The organism is Desulfococcus multivorans (assembly GCF_001854245.1).
Taxonomy (GTDB): domain Bacteria; phylum Desulfobacterota; class Desulfobacteria; order Desulfobacterales; family Desulfococcaceae; genus Desulfococcus; species Desulfococcus multivorans.
In genome coordinates, this window is record NZ_CP015381.1 from 3,933,884 (window position 1) to 3,950,196 (window position 16,313).

At 63.5% G+C, this 16,313-nt stretch carries 15 protein-coding genes; 14 read left to right on the forward strand and 1 reads right to left on the reverse strand.

Translation table 11 applies throughout. The annotated features are described in order from the left end of the window. Position 1 precedes the first annotated feature (1 nt). From queA to dmul_RS17195, 11 genes are all read left to right on the forward strand, one after another. Complete coding sequence (queA, locus tag dmul_RS17145; RefSeq protein ID WP_020875343.1) at positions 2–1,084, forward strand: tRNA preQ1(34) S-adenosylmethionine ribosyltransferase-isomerase QueA; 1,083 nt, start codon at positions 2–4, stop codon at positions 1,082–1,084. A 10-nt stretch (positions 1,085–1,094) separates the two neighbouring features. Further along, positions 1,095–2,225, forward strand: a complete 1,131-nt coding sequence (gene tgt, locus dmul_RS17150; RefSeq protein ID WP_020875344.1) for a tRNA guanosine(34) transglycosylase Tgt — start codon at positions 1,095–1,097, stop codon at positions 2,223–2,225. 151 nt (positions 2,226–2,376) lie between these two features. Next, on the forward strand, positions 2,377–2,598 hold the full coding sequence (locus dmul_RS17155) for a NifU family protein (RefSeq protein WP_020875345.1): 222 nt from the start codon (positions 2,377–2,379) through the stop codon (positions 2,596–2,598). Between the two features lie 14 nt (positions 2,599–2,612). Next, the gene (locus tag dmul_RS17160; protein WP_020875346.1) at positions 2,613–3,794 is read left to right on the forward strand and encodes a pyridoxal phosphate-dependent aminotransferase; all 1,182 of its coding nucleotides are present in this window, start codon (positions 2,613–2,615) and stop codon (positions 3,792–3,794) included. A 187-nt stretch (positions 3,795–3,981) separates the two neighbouring features. After that, positions 3,982–4,755 (forward strand): IclR family transcriptional regulator, encoded by a 774-nt coding sequence (locus tag dmul_RS17165; protein WP_020875347.1) that lies wholly within the window; start codon positions 3,982–3,984, stop codon positions 4,753–4,755. Positions 4,756–4,816: 61 nt separating this feature from the next. Next, the gene (gene acd / locus dmul_RS17170) at positions 4,817–5,986 is read left to right on the forward strand and encodes a glutaryl-CoA dehydrogenase Acd (RefSeq protein WP_070962329.1); all 1,170 of its coding nucleotides are present in this window, start codon (positions 4,817–4,819) and stop codon (positions 5,984–5,986) included. 37 nt (positions 5,987–6,023) lie between these two features. Then, entirely contained in the window at positions 6,024–6,440 is a 417-nt protein-coding gene (locus dmul_RS17175; RefSeq protein WP_020877447.1) for a carboxymuconolactone decarboxylase family protein, read from the forward strand. A gap of 163 nt (positions 6,441–6,603) precedes the next feature. Beyond that, positions 6,604–7,062 (forward strand): Hsp20/alpha crystallin family protein, encoded by a 459-nt coding sequence (locus dmul_RS17180; protein ID WP_020877448.1) that lies wholly within the window; start codon positions 6,604–6,606, stop codon positions 7,060–7,062. A gap of 23 nt (positions 7,063–7,085) precedes the next feature. Continuing rightward, positions 7,086–7,481, forward strand: coding sequence for an Hsp20/alpha crystallin family protein (locus dmul_RS17185; RefSeq protein WP_020877449.1), 396 nt, complete (start codon positions 7,086–7,088; stop codon positions 7,479–7,481). Positions 7,482–7,726: 245 nt separating this feature from the next. Beyond that, positions 7,727–9,493 carry a B12-binding domain-containing radical SAM protein gene (locus dmul_RS17190; protein ID WP_020877450.1) on the forward strand — a complete coding sequence of 589 codons (1,767 nt, stop codon included), beginning with the start codon at positions 7,727–7,729 and terminating at the stop codon, positions 9,491–9,493. Then, positions 9,453–11,930 (forward strand): acetate--CoA ligase family protein, encoded by a 2,478-nt coding sequence (locus dmul_RS17195; RefSeq protein WP_234979123.1) that lies wholly within the window; start codon positions 9,453–9,455, stop codon positions 11,928–11,930. The genes dmul_RS17190 and dmul_RS17195 overlap by 41 nt, the downstream gene beginning before the upstream one ends. On the opposite strand, the gene dmul_RS17200 is transcribed toward dmul_RS17195, so the two are convergent. Then, positions 11,923–13,314 carry a sigma-54 interaction domain-containing protein gene (locus dmul_RS17200; RefSeq protein ID WP_020877452.1) on the reverse strand — a complete coding sequence of 464 codons (1,392 nt, stop codon included), beginning with the start codon at positions 13,312–13,314 and terminating at the stop codon, positions 11,923–11,925. The genes dmul_RS17195 and dmul_RS17200 overlap by 8 nt on opposite strands. Before the next feature lie 281 nt (positions 13,315–13,595). Here dmul_RS17200 and dmul_RS17205 point away from each other — a divergent pair, with 281 nt between their 5' ends. The 3 genes from dmul_RS17205 to dmul_RS17220 all read left to right on the forward strand — a co-directional run bounded on the left by dmul_RS17205 (position 13,596) and on the right by dmul_RS17220 (position 16,306). Further along, complete coding sequence (locus dmul_RS17205; protein WP_020877453.1) at positions 13,596–13,904, forward strand: sulfurtransferase TusA family protein; 309 nt, start codon at positions 13,596–13,598, stop codon at positions 13,902–13,904. Next, positions 13,901–15,598, forward strand: a complete 1,698-nt coding sequence (locus tag dmul_RS17210) for an FAD-dependent oxidoreductase (RefSeq protein WP_020877454.1) — start codon at positions 13,901–13,903, stop codon at positions 15,596–15,598. Before dmul_RS17205 ends, dmul_RS17210 begins: the two co-directional genes overlap by 4 nt. A 216-nt stretch (positions 15,599–15,814) precedes the next feature. Then, positions 15,815–16,306 carry a nuclear transport factor 2 family protein gene (locus tag dmul_RS17220; protein ID WP_020877455.1) on the forward strand — a complete coding sequence of 164 codons (492 nt, stop codon included), beginning with the start codon at positions 15,815–15,817 and terminating at the stop codon, positions 16,304–16,306. Positions 16,307–16,313 lie beyond the last annotated feature (7 nt).

The window sequence follows — 16,313 nt, forward strand, 5'->3', positions numbered from 1 at the left end:
AATGTACCGGCTCAAGGACTACCGTTACGACCTGCCCCAGGATCTCATCGCCCAGTCGCCTTCGGCACGCCGGGACGCATCTCGCCTCCTCTGCCTGAACCGGGGGGACGGCCGGATCGCCCATCGCGTCTTCGCGGACCTCCCCGCGCTTCTCGATCCTTCGGACCTTCTCGTGATCAACGACACCGAGGTCGTACCGGCCAGGCTCTACGGCCGGAAGGCCAGCGGCGGGAAGGTGGAGATCCTGATCCTCGACCCTCACGACGGCAGGGCCGCCCACGCCCGGGAGGTGACCCGCAATTGCATGCTCAAGGCCGCCAAGCGGCCGAAACCGGGCACCCGCATCTTCTTTGACCAGGGGCTCACCGCGGAGGTGGTGGACAGCCGGGAGGCCGTCCACACCCTGCGATTTTCGAGCCCGGAGCCTTTTGAGTCGATACTCTACCGGATCGGACGGATGCCCCTGCCGCCCTATATCCGGCGAAACGGAGACGGAGAGCCGGGGACGGCTGCCGAAGGCGGGGGAACCCCTGACGACCGAACGCATTACCAGACCGTCTACGCGGCCCGGAAAGGCGCCGTGGCCGCACCCACCGCCGGCCTCCATTTCACGCCGGAGCTTCTGGCCCGCATCCGGGAGCGGGGCGTGACGGTGGCCGCCGTCACCCTCCACGTGGGGTACGGCACCTTCGTTCCCGTCCGGGTCGACGACATCCGGGAGCACCGGATGCACCACGAAGCATTCACCATCCCCGAGAAGACCGCCGAGGCCGTCAACCTCGCCCGGTCCGAGGGGCGGCGCGTGGTGGCCGTGGGCACCACCTCGGTGAGAACCCTCGAATACGCCGCCGGTCCGGACGGCCGGATCGCACCGGGAAGCGGCCACTGCGACCTGTTCATTTATCCCGGGTACCGGTTCAGGGCCGTCGACGCCGTGATCACCAACTTCCACCTCCCGGAGTCGACCCTGATCATGCTGGTGTCGGCCTTTGCCGGCCGGGAGAACGTGCTCTCGGCCTATCGGGAGGCCGTGGCCCGGGGATATCGTTTCTTCAGTTACGGGGATGCGATGTTGATCGGGTGAAAGGAGAAAAATGCCCCATCCGTTTCAGGTCACTGCACGCTGCACGACGACCCGGGCCCGCACCGGGAGGCTCTCGCTGGTTCACGGCACGGTCGAGACCCCCGTCTTCATGCCCGTGGGCACCCTGGGGACGGTGAAGAGCCTGACCCCCGAGGACCTCACGGCCGCCGGGGCACAGATCATTCTGGGCAACACCTACCACCTCTATCTCCGGCCGGGATGCGACGTCATCGATCGGTTCTCGGGCCTCCACCGGTTCATGAACTGGGACGGCCCCATTCTCACCGACAGCGGCGGGTTCCAGGTCTTCTCCCTGGCCAGGCTCACCAGGATCACCGAGGCGGGAGCAAGCTTCCAGTCCCACATCGACGGCTCCCGGCACCTCCTCACGCCCGAGAAGTCCATCGAGATTCAGATCAGCCTCGACTCGGACGTCATCATGTGTCTCGACCAGTGCATCGCCTACCCCGCCGAACGGGCGGCCGCCCTCGCGGCCCTCGAGATCACCACGCAGTGGGCCGGGCGGTGCCGAAAAACCTGGCGGGAGCAAAGCGGCGAAAAGAACGCCCTTTTCGGCATCGTCCAGGGCGGCATGTACGACGATCTCCGGCGCATGTCGGCCGAGGCCCTAACGGCCATGGATTTCAGCGGATACGCCCTGGGGGGCCTCAGCGTGGGGGAGCCCAACCAGATGATGTACGACGTCGCCGAAGCCGCGCTGCCGCTTTTGCCCGGCGACCGTCCCAAGTACATCATGGGGGTGGGCACCCCCGAGGATCTGGTGGAGCTGACGGCCCGGGGCGCCGACATGTTCGACTGCGTCATGCCGACCCGGAACGCCAGGAACGGGCAGCTCTTCACCCGCCGGGGCACCCTCAACATCGCCAACAGCCGCCACCGGACCGACACGGCCCCCGTCGACTCCGAGTGCGCCTGCTACACCTGCCGGAACTACTCCCGGGCATACCTCCGGCACCTCTATCAGTCCCGGGAACTGCTGGCCTACCGGCTCAACACCCTCCACAACCTCCATTATTACCTCGACCTGACGGCCCGGATGCGGTCGGCCATTGCCGAGGGGCGGTTCGAGGCGTTTCGGAAGCGCTTTTACGCCGACCGTGAGCCCGGGGGCGCGGCATGACAAACCCCATTTGAGCCTTATGTTAAGAGACGCAACCCAGGGAACGCGCATTCACGGGATGCCGACGCCGGCCACCCGGCGTCGTTGCGCCGTTTGTCGCATCCGGAGCGCGACGCGTTCCGTTCAACCCCTACACAGAGAAGGAGCACCCATGAAGGAAAAAGTCGAAGCGGTATTGAAGAAAATCCGGCCCGCCCTCCAACGGGACGGCGGCGACGTCGAGCTGGTGGAGGTCCTGGCCAACGGCATCGTCAGGGTCCGCCTCAAGGGCGCCTGCGCCGGCTGCCCCATGTCCCAGATGACCCTCAGAAACGGCATCGAACGGGTTCTCAAGCAGGAGATCCCGGAAGTCAAAGCCGTCGAACCCGCCTAACCCGGAGGAGATGAATGCCCATTGCAGTGAAGATCCAGGCAGTGATCGAAAAATCCTCATGGATCCGGAAGATGTTCGAGGAGGGGGCACGGCTCAAGGCCCTCCACGGGGCGGAAAACGTGTATGATTTCAGCCTGGGAAACCCCAACGTCCCGCCCCCCGAGATCTTCGAAAAGACCCTTCGGGAGCTTGTCGACTCGGGTGAGGCCAGGGACCACGGCTACATGCCCAACACGGGATACCCCTTTGTCCGCCAGGCGGTGGCCGACCATGTGGGGAGGGTGCAGGGCGCGGCCATCACCGCCGACGACGTCATCATGACGTGCGGTGCCGCCGGCGCCCTCAACGCCGTCTTCAAGGCCCTGCTGGATCCCGGGGACGAGGTCCTCGTGCCGGCGCCCTATTTCGTGGAGTACAACGCATACGCCGACAACCACGGCGGCATTTTGAAAACCGTGCCGACCCGTGAGGACTTCACCCTGGATCTCGCCGCCATCGATGCGGCCGTTACGGAAAAGACGAAGATCGTCCTCATCAACTCTCCCAACAACCCCACCGGCCAGATCTACGACGCCGAGAGCCTGGCGGCCCTGGGCCGGCTGCTCCTGGACCGGGGCGAGGCCATGGGTCGGGCCATCTACCTCGTCTCGGACGAACCCTACCGCAACATCGTCTATGACGGGGCGACGGTGCCCGGCATCTTCACGGCATCCCCCAACAGCATCGTGGCCACCTCCTACTCCAAGGAGCTCTCGATCCCCGGCGAGCGCCTGGGTTATATCGCGGTGAACCCGGCCGTGGACGACCGCAGGAATCTCCTGGCAGCCCTGGCCCTCACCAACCGGATCCTGGGATTCGTCAACGCCCCCTCCATGATGCAGCGGGTCGTGGCACGGCTCCAGGGCGTCACCGTGGACGTTTCAGAGTATGACCGGAAGCGTCGGCTCCTCTGCAAGGGGCTTGCGGAATGCGGCTATGACTTCATCACGCCGCCGGGGGCCTTTTATCTTTTCCCGAAAAGTCCCATCCCCGACGACGTCGCCTTTGTCCAGGCCCTCCAGGAGGAGCGGATCCTGGCGGTTCCCGGCAGCGGCTTCGGCGGCCCCGGCCACTTCCGGATCGCCTACTGCGTGGACGACAAGACCATCACGGGCGCCATGCCGGGATTTAAACGGACCATCGAGAAGTACCGGTAGAAGACATACCGACAGTTCGCAGATCTGAAAGCCCGCACGCTCTGAAGCGCGGGCTTTTTTTATGGCTGAACGCCGCTCACGGACGTTTCATCCTCCCCGCCTTCCCAAGATCGACAAAATCCCCCTTGACAACTCCGCACCGGTCTGTCATAAGCAGCCCATCAAAAATAAAACATCGTTTTGTATTATGAAACAAAATTCGTCCAATCTCAATTCAGTGGAGAAAGCCATCGCCATTCTCCAGGCCTTTCAGGCGGACCATCCCGTCTGGGGCGTCCGGGAGCTGGCGGCGCGCCTGGGCTTCAGCCCGGCAACGGTCCAGCGCATCCTCCAGACCCTGAAGCTTCACGGGTTCGTGGAGCAGGACGATCAGACCCGACAGTATCGGCTGGGAAGCGTCTACTATCGGTTCATCGCCGTCCTCGAATCGGACCAGCCCCTCCCCCGCGCCGCGCGATCCTTCATGCAGGCGCTGCTCGAGGCCACCCGGGAGACGGTCCACCTCAACGTTATCGATGGAACCGACCGCGTCTGCATCGACCACATGGAATCCCCCCAGGAGCTGAAGGCCATCATGCCCATCGGCAACCGATCCCCGCTCCATGCCGGGGCGTCGGCCAAATGCCTTCTCGCCTTTTCCTCGGCGGCGTTCATCGAGCGTTATCTCGGCAGGCCCGGACTCGAAACCCTGACCGACCAGACCGTCACCGACGCCGTCGGCCTCAAAAAAGAGCTCGACCGGATCCGGCGTCAAGGCTACGCCGCCAGCCTCGGGGAGCGGATAGCGGGCCTCGGCGCCCTGAGCGCGCCGGTATTGGATTACCGGGGATCGCTCCTGGCCGCCATCAGCCTGGCCCTGCCGGAGATCCGGTACCGCGATCCCATCCACCGCAAATTCTGCATCGCGGCCCTTTTGAAGGCGACCCGCGATTTTTCGAAACACATGGGGTATTCGGGATAAAGGGGCCCCGATGTCATCCCGGCCTATTCATTGATCCCATCAAACTTTTCAGGAGGAACACATGGATTTCAACTTATCCAAAGAACTACAGATGCTGCAGAAAGAGGTCCGCAACTTCGTCAACAAGAAGATCGTCCCCTTCGCCGACCAGTGGGACAACGAGAATCACTTCCCATACGAGGAGGCCGTCCGGCCCATGGGCGAGCTGGGCTTCTTCGGGACGGTGATTCCCGAGGAGTACGGCGGCGAAGGCATGGACCAGGGATGGCTCGCGGCCATGATCGTCACCGAGGAGATCGCAAGGGGCTCCTCCGCACTCCGGGTCCAGCTCAACATGGAGGTGCTGGGGTGCGCCTATACCATCCTGACCTACGGGAGCGAGGCCCTCAAAAAGAAATACGTCCCCAAGCTCTCCAGCGCCGAATTCCTGGGCGGCTTCGGCATCACCGAGCCCGACGCCGGCTCCGACGTCATGGCCATGTCCTCCACGGCCGAGGACAAGGGGGACCACTGGCTCCTCAACGGCTCCAAGACCTGGATCTCCAACGCGGCCCAGGCCGACGTGCTGATCTACTATGCCTACACCGACAAGGCGGCGGGCTCCCGGGGGCTTTCGGCCTTCGTCATCGAACCCAGAAACTTCCCCGGCATCAAGACCTCCAACCTGGAGAAGCTGGGATCCCACGCCTCCCCCACCGGCGAGCTCTTCCTCGACAACGTCAAGGTGCCCAAGGAGAACATCCTCGGCAAGCCCGGCGACGGCGCCAGGATCGTCTTCGGATCCCTCAACCACACCCGGCTTTCAGCCGCCGCCGGCGGCGTTGGGCTCGCCCAGGCCTGCCTGGACGCCGCCATCAAGTACTGCAACGAGCGCCGCCAGTTCGGCAAGCCCATCGGCGATTTCCAGATGAACCAGGACATGATCGCCCAGATGGCCGTCGAGGTGGAGGCGGCCCGTCTTCTGGCCTACAAGGCTGCCGCGGCAAAGGACGAGGGCCGGCTCAACAACGGCCTCGACGTGGCCATGGCCAAGTATGCCGCCGGCGAAGCCGTGAGCAAGTGCGCCAATTACGCCATGCGCATCCTCGGGGCCTACGGCTACTCCACCGAGTACCCCGTCGCCCGCTTCTACCGCGACGCACCCACCTATTACATGGTGGAGGGCTCGGCCAACATCTGCAAGATGATCATCGCCCTGGATCAGCTGGGGGTCAGAAAGGCCAACCGGTAACCCCGAGAACCTGAAAACGCCTGAAAGGAGACGATATATGAACCCACCCGACAAATCCGTCCCGGAAAAAACCCGGGAAACGGCGGCCCTCTATTTCAAAGGAGTGACCGATGAAAGGCCCTACGATCTCTGGCGGGCCTTCGACAAGAACCTGGCCCGGGATCTCTCCCTCTTTATCACCGGCCAGATGTATGCCCGGGAAAAAATCCCTCACACGGTGCGGCAGCTCGTCACCGTCGCAGCCCTCACGGTACTCGTTCGGCCGGAGGAGCTGAAGCTCCATATCCAGGCCGCCCTCAACGTGGGCTGCCCCCCTGAAGACATCGCCGAGACCATCTTTCAGACTGCGGTCTACGGCGGCGTTCCGGCCGTCAACACGGCCCTCAAGGTGCTCAAAGCCGTCCTCGAGGAAAAGGGGATGTGGCCGCCGGAACCGGCGGAAGCCCGCCCCTGAAAATCGCCGACAGGGTGCCCTTGACCTCCGGGAAGAGATGGTTATATTTGTGCGAAATAAGTTCTAAGCCTTTAAATCCAAAAGGTTATACAAAACATCGGCAGCTGTGTCACCGGCTTGATGTTGGGGCCGTCTGAATCTCATTACCCAAGGAGGGATATCCATGATCATCAGGAGAATGTTCACCACACCGGCGTTTCGATGGAAAAGCCCCTATGATGAACTCGACGAGATGCGCGGGCGGTTGGCGCACCTGGCCCGCGCCCTGAGCGGCGAACCGGAGTCGCGGCCCGACGCCGGCGTCTACCCGCTCATCAATGTGACCGAGGACAAGGATCACTTCTGGATTCGTGCGGAACTGCCCGGCATCAAGGCCGATGATCTCGATCTGTCCATCACCGACAATCATCTCTCCCTCTCCGGTGAGCGGAAGATCCCCGATGCCGGTGCATCGGCAAAATGGCATCGCCGGGAGCGGGAAGCCGGAAAATTCAGTCGCATGATCGAGCTTCCCGACCGGGTGGATCCGGAGAAGGTCAAGGCCGGAATCGCCGACGGCGTCCTGAGCATCATGTTGCCCAAAGCCGCGTCGGCCAAACCGAGACAGATCAAGGTCAGCTGATGACGCAACCCTGGAGGCTTACCATGTCAGACATCCAAGTGAAGCAAAAACAGCAGGCGGAAGCGACCATGGAACCCACCCAATCGGGCAGAATCTTTTCTCCGGCGGTGGACATCTTTGAAACCGACACGGCCATCACCGTCATCGCCGACATCCCCGGGGTGCACCCCGACGATATGGAGATCGACCTCCGGGAGAGCGTCCTGACCCTCTCGGGAAAGATCCGGTCCCCGGATGGTGAAGGCGAACGGAGCGTGATGCGGGAATACGACACCGGCACCTATTTCCGCCAGTTCACGCTGTCGGAGGTCATCGACCAGGCGAGGATCGACGCCAAACTGGCGGACGGCGTCCTCACGGTCAGCCTCCCCAAGGTGGCCAAAGCGACCCCCCGGAAGATCGCCGTGACGGCCGGATAAGGACGGCGGCACAGGATCTGCGGCGCCGGCGCGGGGTTTCCGGCCCAGGGACGGATCTTTTGAACACATCGAACCAACGACACGGGCGGGTCTATCAGATAGACCCGCCCGTGCTGTTTGACGTCTTCCGGACGACGGCGAGGCCGCTCCGGGGCCTCGCCTACCCGCCGGGGTTGCATTCGGTCTTTTGTCATACAATTTAAGGTGTTCAACCGGAAAAGTCAACGGAGTGCAAAGCCAACAACTTGAAGATACTGCTTATATATCCATATTGCCTCGAACGCCGCCGCGATGAAACAGACGTCAGCGCCGTGCCCATGGGACTCTATTACATCGGCGCCCTCCTCCGTGAGAACGGCTACGATGCGGAGATCCTCAGTTGCCACGGGATGGCCGGCGAACCGGAACGGATCCGGGAGATTCTTCGGGAAAAGGCTCCCCGGGTGATCGGATTTTCGGTCCTCAACGCCAACCGGTGGGGTGCCGTCGAAATCGCCGGGATCGCCAAGGCCCTCGATCCCGGGGTGACCACCGTCGTGGGCGGCGTGGCCGCCACGTTCCTGTGGCAGCATCTCCTCGGCCGTTTTGCGGAGATCGACCTGGCGGTGGCGGGCGAGGGGGAATTCCCCTTCCTGGAACTCGTAAAGGCCCTGGCGGCGACGGGGAATCGCCCGGGGAAAAAGAGCCTTGCGGAAATCGTCGGCCACATCCCGGGCGTTGCCTTCCGGCGAAGGGGAACCCCCGTCCTCAATGAAGCCGCGCCGCCCATCCCCGACCTCGATCGTCTGCCGAATCCCGCCCGTCATTTCACCTATCAGCATCTCTCCCTGACCCGGGGGTGCCCCGGCCGATGCACCTTCTGCGCCTCGCCGCGGCTGTGGGACCGAAAGGTCCGGTTTCACTCGGCCGACTACTTCGTGGATCAGATGTCCCTGCTCCATGCCCGGGGCGTCGGTTTCTTTTACGTCTCCGATGACACCTTCACCCTGAAAAAGGACCGGGTCATCGCCGTCTGCCGGGAGATTCTCCGGCGGGGGCTCCGGATCTCCTGGGCCGCCATCTCGCGGGTGGATGCCGTGGACGAGGAGGTGCTCCGGTGGATGCGGCGCGCCGGGTGCGTTCAGATCAGCTACGGCGTGGAGAGCGGCTCGGAGCGGATTCGGAAACGGCTCGGAAAAAACATCACCCGAGAGCAGATCCAACGGGCCTTTGCCCTGACCACGGCCTTCGGCATCCTGGCCCGGGCCTATTTCATCTACGGCTGCCCCGGAGAGACGTGGGAAACCCTGGAGGAGACTCAGGCCCTGATCCGGGAGATCAAACCCCTGGCCGCCGTTTTCTACATCCTCGACATCCTGCCCGGCACCGCCCTCTACGACGAGATCCGGCAGCGCGACGGCATTACCGACGACATCTGGGGTCGGCGTATCGAGGACATTCCTTACTACACCCGGGATCCGGACCTTCCCGAGGCACTGATCCTCGCCTTCGGCCGGTCCCTCAGGGATCATTTCCGCGCACACCTTCCCGGCTTCGCCGACGCCGCGGCACTCAAGGACGACCCGGCCCTCTATCCCTGTCACGCCGATTTTCTCTCCCGGCTGGCCATGACCTTCTCCCACGGGGATTACGCCGACCATCCGGAGGCCCCGGCGACGGCGGAACGGCTCTATGCCAGGGCACTCGGCTATCACCCGGACCATCGGGCCTTTTTGGGCCTCGGCATTCTGCACCAGCGCAGGCAGCGGTTTTCAGCATCGATCCGGATCCTCGAGGAAGGCATCCGGCATTTCCCGGGAAGCGAGTCGTTGAATCTCGCCGCGGCCGTCGGCCACATGAACATGGGCCGGTACAATCAGGCCCTCGCCGTTCTGGAGAAATTCCCCCACAGCAAGGCCGCCGCCGACTACGCCGCCCAATGCCGTCATGCCCTGAAAAACGCCGCCGACAACAGCATCCGTCCGGAAGAAGATGGAGAGAACCCCCATGAGCCTGTCGACACCGCCCCCTGAAAATACAAAAACCCCGCCCATCGATTTCGAGGCGATTACCCGGCTGTTTGCCGCCGCCGAAGCGGCGGGACGATATTTCCTGTTCGAATACGAGGTCTACGATCTCCTCCGCGCATCCGGCGCCGAGACGCCGCCTGCGACCCGCCTCCTGCCGAAGGGATCGCGGCCCTCGGATGCGGATCTCACGGCCCTGCCGGGGGATCGGGTGGTGCTCAAGATCGTCTCCCCCGCCATCGTCCACAAAAGCGACGTAGGCGGGGTGAGGATCGTACCCAACACCCCCGAAAAGGTCCGGTCGGCATGGCGCCGCATGATGTCCGAAGTCCCCGAGGCCTATGCCGCCGTGATGGAGCGAAATCCGACCCTTGCCGTCGCGGACTATCTCGGCCTCGAGGGGGAGCGGCTCCGGCAGGCCGTCTCCCGGGATATCAAGGGCGTGTTGATGGCGCGGTTCATGCCGCCGGACTCGGAGGCCTTCGGCAATGAGATGATCGTGGGCATCCGGTTCACCCGCGAATTCGGTATGATCATCAGCGCCGGACTGGGCGGCACCGACACCGAGCTTTACGCCGAGCGTTTCCGGAAAGGGCAGGCCGTCGTGGCCGCGGCAACGGCCCTGACCGACGGCGAGGCCTTTTTCGATCTGTTCCGAGGCACCATCAGCTACCGGAAACTGGCCGGGCTGACCCGGGGACAGCGGCGCATCGTCACCGACGAACAGCTCGTCGAGTGTTTCGCCGCCTTCATCGCCATGGCCAACCACTATTCCCCGGTCAACCCGACGGCCCCCTACGTCATCGACACGCTGGAAATCAACCCCTTCGCCTTTACCGATTATCTCATGGTGCCCCTGGACGGGCTGTGCCGATTCTCCCGACCCGGGACCCGCTCCGTGCCAAGGCCCTACTGGAAGATCCGCCGTCTGCTCCGCCCCGGGATCATCGCCCTCATCGGGGTGTCGGCCTCCCGGGTCAACTTCGGACGGATCATCCTGAACAATATCCTGGCCGCCGGGTTTCCCGCCGACCGGATCCGTATCATCCGGCCGGGGATCACGGTTCTGGAGGGGGTCCGGTGCGTTCCCGACATCGGGGCACTGGACGTGAAGCCGGATCTTCTGGTCATCGCCGTGGGATCCGATCAGGTGCCGGACCTGGTGGACTTGATCATCGAAAGGGATGCGGCCCACACGGTCATGCTCATCCCGGGGGGGCTGGGAGAGACCCGGGAGAGCGTTCAGCGGGCCGAGCAGGTGACGGCAGCCGTCCAACGCGCCCATCGATCGCCTTCAGGCGGACCGATCTTCCTGGGGGGCAACTGCCTGGGGGTCGTCTCCCACCCCGGCCGCTACGACACGCTCTTCATCCCCGACGCGAAGCTTTCAAGGCGGTGGGAGGTCCGGAAGCGCAACGCCGCCTTCGTGAGCCAGAGCGGCGCCTTCATGATCACGCGGCTCAGCAAGCGGCCGGAGCTGGATCCCGCCTACATGATCTCCGTGGGCAACCAGAACGATCTGACCCTGGGAGACATGATGCACTATCTCAAAACCGACCCCGACATCGACGTCATCGCCGTCTATGCCGAGGGCTTCAAGGACCTGGACGGCCTCGACTTCACCCGGGCGCTGCGGGAGGCGGTGGCGTCGGGCAAGGACGTCATCCTCTACAAGGCCGGCCGCACGCCCGAGGGCAAATCCGCCACGTCGGGCCACACCGCGTCTCTGGCCGGGGACTACATGGTCTGCGAATCCTGCATCCGCCAGGCAGGAGGCATCCCGGCTCAGACCTTTCCCCAGTTCGAGGATCTCCTGATGCTCGCCCAGCGCCTTCACGGAAAACGCATCAACGGCAACCGTCTGGCGGCCCTGAGCGGCGCCGGCTTCGAGGCCGTGGGCATGGCCGACAACATCCAGTCGGACGACTACGCCATGACGCTGGCGCGCTTCACCCCGGTCACCGTGGACAGGATGGCCGCCCTTCTTACGGCAAAGGGTCTCGACCGGCTGGTGGAGGTGGGCAACCCTATGGACATCAACCCAGGCGCCGACGACGAGGCCCACATCCTGGCGGTCCGGCATCTGGCCGAGGATCCGAACGTGGATGCGGTGGTCGTGGGCCTCGACCCCCTGTCGCCGGCCATGCGGACCCTCGCCACCTGCGAAAGCGGCCGGTACAATTTCGACGCTCCCGGGAGCATCGCCTTTGAACTGCCCCGGCAGGTGGACGCCCTGGACAAGCCGGTGGTGGGGGTGGTGGATGCCGGACGCCTCTATGACCCGCTGGTGGATGCCCTCGTGGAAAAGGGCATGGCCGTCTTTCGATCCTCGGATCGGGCGGTCCGGGCCCTGGCCCTCTACATCGAGGGCCGGCTCACCGCCGAACGGATCCGGCACGGCGCTCTTCGACCCGGCAGGGACAAGCCCGATCCCGTCATTTGATCTTTCGCTCGAAGCGAATCTGGTAGCGCTTCATCCAGTGCCACACGGTGACCCGGGAAACGCCCAGAATCCGGGCGGCCTCGGATTGGTTCCCATCGGCCGCCTCCAGGGCCTGGACGAGCCGACGCCGTTTTGCCTGCGCTTCCTCAAGGGGATGGGGCGCCGCTTCCGGAGGCCCCGGAGCAGGGGAGGTGCCGCCCCCGAAAAGGGCGGGCGGAAAGTGCCGGGGCAGGATCACATCGTCCCGGCAGGAGACAAAGGCGAACTCGAAGGCGCTTTTCATCTCCCTCACGTTGCCCGGCCAGGGATATGCCGCCAACAGCCGCATGGCCTCCCGGGATATGCCTTCGATCTTTTTCCCGCTCTTGAGCCGGATCCGCCGGAAGAAATGATCGGCCAGGAGGGAAATGTCGCCCGGCCGCTCGCGCAACGGCGGGATGTGAATGGGAATCACGTTGATGCGGTAGAAGAGGTCCTCCCGGAACGCGCCTTCCCGAACCATCTCCGTGAGATTCCGGTTGGTGGCCGACAGAATGCGGACGTTGATGGGAATGGGGGTATGGTCGCCCACCCGCTCCACCACCTTCTCCTCGAGCACCCGAAGCAGCTTGACCTGAACCGAGAGGGGGATGTCGCCGATCTCGTCGAGGAAGATATCTCCGCCCCCCGCCGCCGCGAACCGCCCCTCCCGACTCCGGTAGGCGCCCGTGAAGGCGCCCTTGACGTGCCCGAACAGCTCGCTCTCCAGAAGGGCGGGGTTGAGTGAGGCACAGTTGACCTTCACAAAGGGGCGCCTGTCGTCTCCCCGGATGTCGTGGATGGCCTTGGCGGCGAGCTCCTTTCCGGTGCCGCTCTCGCCGAGGATGATCACCGGCGCCTCGGAGCGGGCCGCATTGGCGATGAGATCGAAGACCCGCTGCATGGGGGCCGAGGTCCCCAGGATCCCGTGAAACCCGTCCTCCTGACGGAGTTCCCGGCGGAAGGCTTCTATCTGGGTATCCTTTTCGACAAGCTCCGAGACGTCGGTCATGGTCTCCACCGCCCCCAGAACCACGCCGTCGCGGTCCCGGAGCAGAGAGGCGTTTTTGAGCACATGAACCGGCCGGCCGTCCTTTCGGCTGAAGGTGCAGCGCCGCATGTTCATGGCACCGGTTCTGAAGAGCACGCACCAGTGATCCCCCTTTCTTTCCCGGGCGATTTCACAGGTGTCGCAGTTCAGAAACGAACACGGCTTCCCCACGATCTCCGCCTTTTCATAGCCGGTCATCCGCACCATCCCCCGATTGACGGAAACGATGGTCCCGTCCTTGTCCACGATCATGACCCCGTCCTGGATGGTGTCGACGACCGTTTTCCAATAATTGTTCATCTCCGTTTCAAACACGACCGCTCCTGTTAACCTTTAACGAATGTTAAAAATCGATCATTAACGAATTTAACACATCCGGCCGCCAACGTCCAGTGTCAAGGAACGACATCGCCCGTGCCTTTCGGCTAATGGGGATGCGGGAGCGCCCCATGAAAAATACGCGATGCTGGCATTTAAATTGCTATGCTCTACAGTCGAAATGCGAAACCCCGGATGTCGCCACTGCATACCGCGTTCACGACATCGTGGTCCGGGGATCACCCATTATCCGATGAATTCAAAGACAGAGAGGCGTCATGGAACGGCCGCCCGATTACATCATCGATGTCAAGGGGATCTTCTCCCCGTTTACCCTCCTGAAAATCAGCCGGGTCTTCAAGGGTATGGCGCCAGGCGATACCCTTGAAATCCGGGAGTGCGATCCCGAAACCCGTTCCGATCTCCTTCGGATCCTGCCTCCGGAAACCCGTCGTCTGGGCATCGACGACGCCGGCGGCGAAGGCGCGGCCGCCCGCTGCCGGATTCGGGTGTCCAAGACCGCCGTTCCGGAGCGGACGCCCCCTGTTGAACACCCAACCCCAAGCCAGAAAGGACCCATCAGATGACATCACCGTTAAACGTCGTTGTGATCGGCGGCGTCGCCGCCGGCCCCAAGACCGCCGCCCGGCTGAAACGAATCATGCCTGAAGCCCGCGTAACCCTCATCGACAAGGACCGAATCGTCTCCTACGGGGCCTGCGGCCTGCCCTACTATGTGGAGGGCCTCTTCGACGACATCAACACCCTCATGGAGACCCCTGTCGGCGTGGCCCGGACCCCGGTCTTCTTCGACAAGGTCAAGGGATTCTCGGTGAGAACCCGCACCGAAGCCCTTGCCATCGATCGGAAGAACAGGCAGGTCCGGGTCCGCAACCTGGATTCGGGTGAGGAGGCCGATCTGCCCTATGACAAGCTGGTGATCGCCACCGGCGGCTATCCGTTCAGGCCGCCGATTCCCGGAGTGGACCTCAAAAACGTCTGGTTCATGACCCATCCCGACGACGCCCGCACTTTGGTGGAGGAGATCCAGGCCCAGGGGCTGAAAAAAGCGGTGATGGTGGGTGCGGGCTTCATCGGCATCGAGATGGCCGAAGCCCTCAAGCACCGGGGCCTCGACGTCACGGTGGTGGAGATGGTGGATCAGATCATGCCCGGCATCCTGGACAAGGATGTGGCGACCTTCGCGGCCAAGCATCTCCGGGCCAAAGGCGTCAAACTGGTACTGGGCGAACGGGTCACCGCCATCGAAGGGGACACCCGGGCCGCCGCCGTCAAGACCGACCGGCAGAAGATCGACGCCGATCTCGTGGTCATCGCCGTGGGCACCCGCCCCAACGACCGTCTGGCCCGGGCCGCCGACCTCGACTGCATGGCCCGGGGGGGCATCATCATCAATGAATACTGCCAGACCAGCGATCCGAATATCTACGCGGGGGGCGACTGCGTGGTCAACCGGTATGCCGGGAAGATCGCCGGAAGCCGTCTCTTCGTGGCCCTGGGCTCCACGGCCAACAAGCACGGCCGGATCATCGCCAACCACATCGCCGGAAAGGCCACGCCCTTTTCCGGCATCACCTGCACCGGCATCGTCCGCGCCTTCGATTTCACCCTTGGTCGGACCGGTCTCAGCGAGCAGCAGGCCCGCAACCTGAACATGGAGATCGAGACCGTCACCTGGTCGGGCCCGGACATGCCCCACTACATGCCCGGCAGCGGCCCCTTCATCATCAAGATGATCGCCTCCAAACGGGATCGTAAGCTGCTGGGGGTCCAGGTGGCCGGCATGGGCAACGGGGCCAAACGGATCGACGTATCAGCCGCGGTCATTCTCCTGGGCGGCACCCTCGACGACGTGAGCGACGTCGATTTCGGCTACGCCCCGCCCTACAGTCCGCCCATCGATCCCCTGGCCACCTGCGCCCACGTGCTCACCAACAAACTGGACGGCCTGGCCAGGGGAATCTCGGCCTTTGAGGCCAAGGCGATCATCGACCGGGGCGACGCCCTGCTTCTCGATGTCCGCACACCCCAGGAATTCGCAACAGTGCAGCTCCCCTACGACGTCGTCCACATCCCCCTGGGGGCCCTCAGGGAAAAATCGGCGGAACTGCCCCGCGACCGGGACATCCTCGCCTTCTGCAAGGTGAGCATGCGGGGATACGAAGCCCAGCTGATCCTCAACGCCGCGGGGTTCGACCGGGTCCGGTTCATCGAGGGCGGCATCATCGGATGGCCCTTTGAGGTGCGAAACCTGTCCTGATCACTCCCGCCGCAACGAAGGACGTCCGGGCGGTCCCGGATAATTTTTTGTCGGAGACGGGGCGGCATCCCGTCTCCGGACGCCCCCTCTGGAGACGGAACCCGTTTTTCTCCTTGTATATTTTTCTCCGCCGTGGTATCGGAAATCGATTTTTCTTTTCCGGATAAAACCACATGAAGAATTGATGCATTCCTGTTTTGAAAGGAGAACGTAGAAATGGCGCAGAGCAGCAAAGGCTTACCCAAGATCATACCCTTGACGCTGGTCATCCTGTTGGGCATCCTGGTCCAGGTGTTGTTCGTCTTCGCGGACATGCAAGAAACGCCGAACAAGGCGGCCGTAGCCTTCGCGGAAGCCTACTACGGATTCGACAAGACGGGGCTGGGGGAACGACTCTGTGAAAGCAGCCGGGTGGTCGACGAGGTGAACGTCGTCGATCAGTACATATACGATGCCGCCCGGAAGGCCGAGGCCCGGGGATACGACCTGGGAATGTACGTCAAGAACGATCTCTATCATGTGGAGACCGAAATCCTCGAGGAATCCTTCGACAAGGCCAGGGTCCGCCTGACGGCCGAGCGCAAGTCCGGCCTGAGGACCTTCTTCTCCAGGGAAGACGTCCATCCGGTGGACCTCACCTTCGACCTTGTCAGAGAGGACGGCAAATGGAAGGTCTGCACCGATCTTCTCTCCCTCGACAAGGCATAACCCCTTC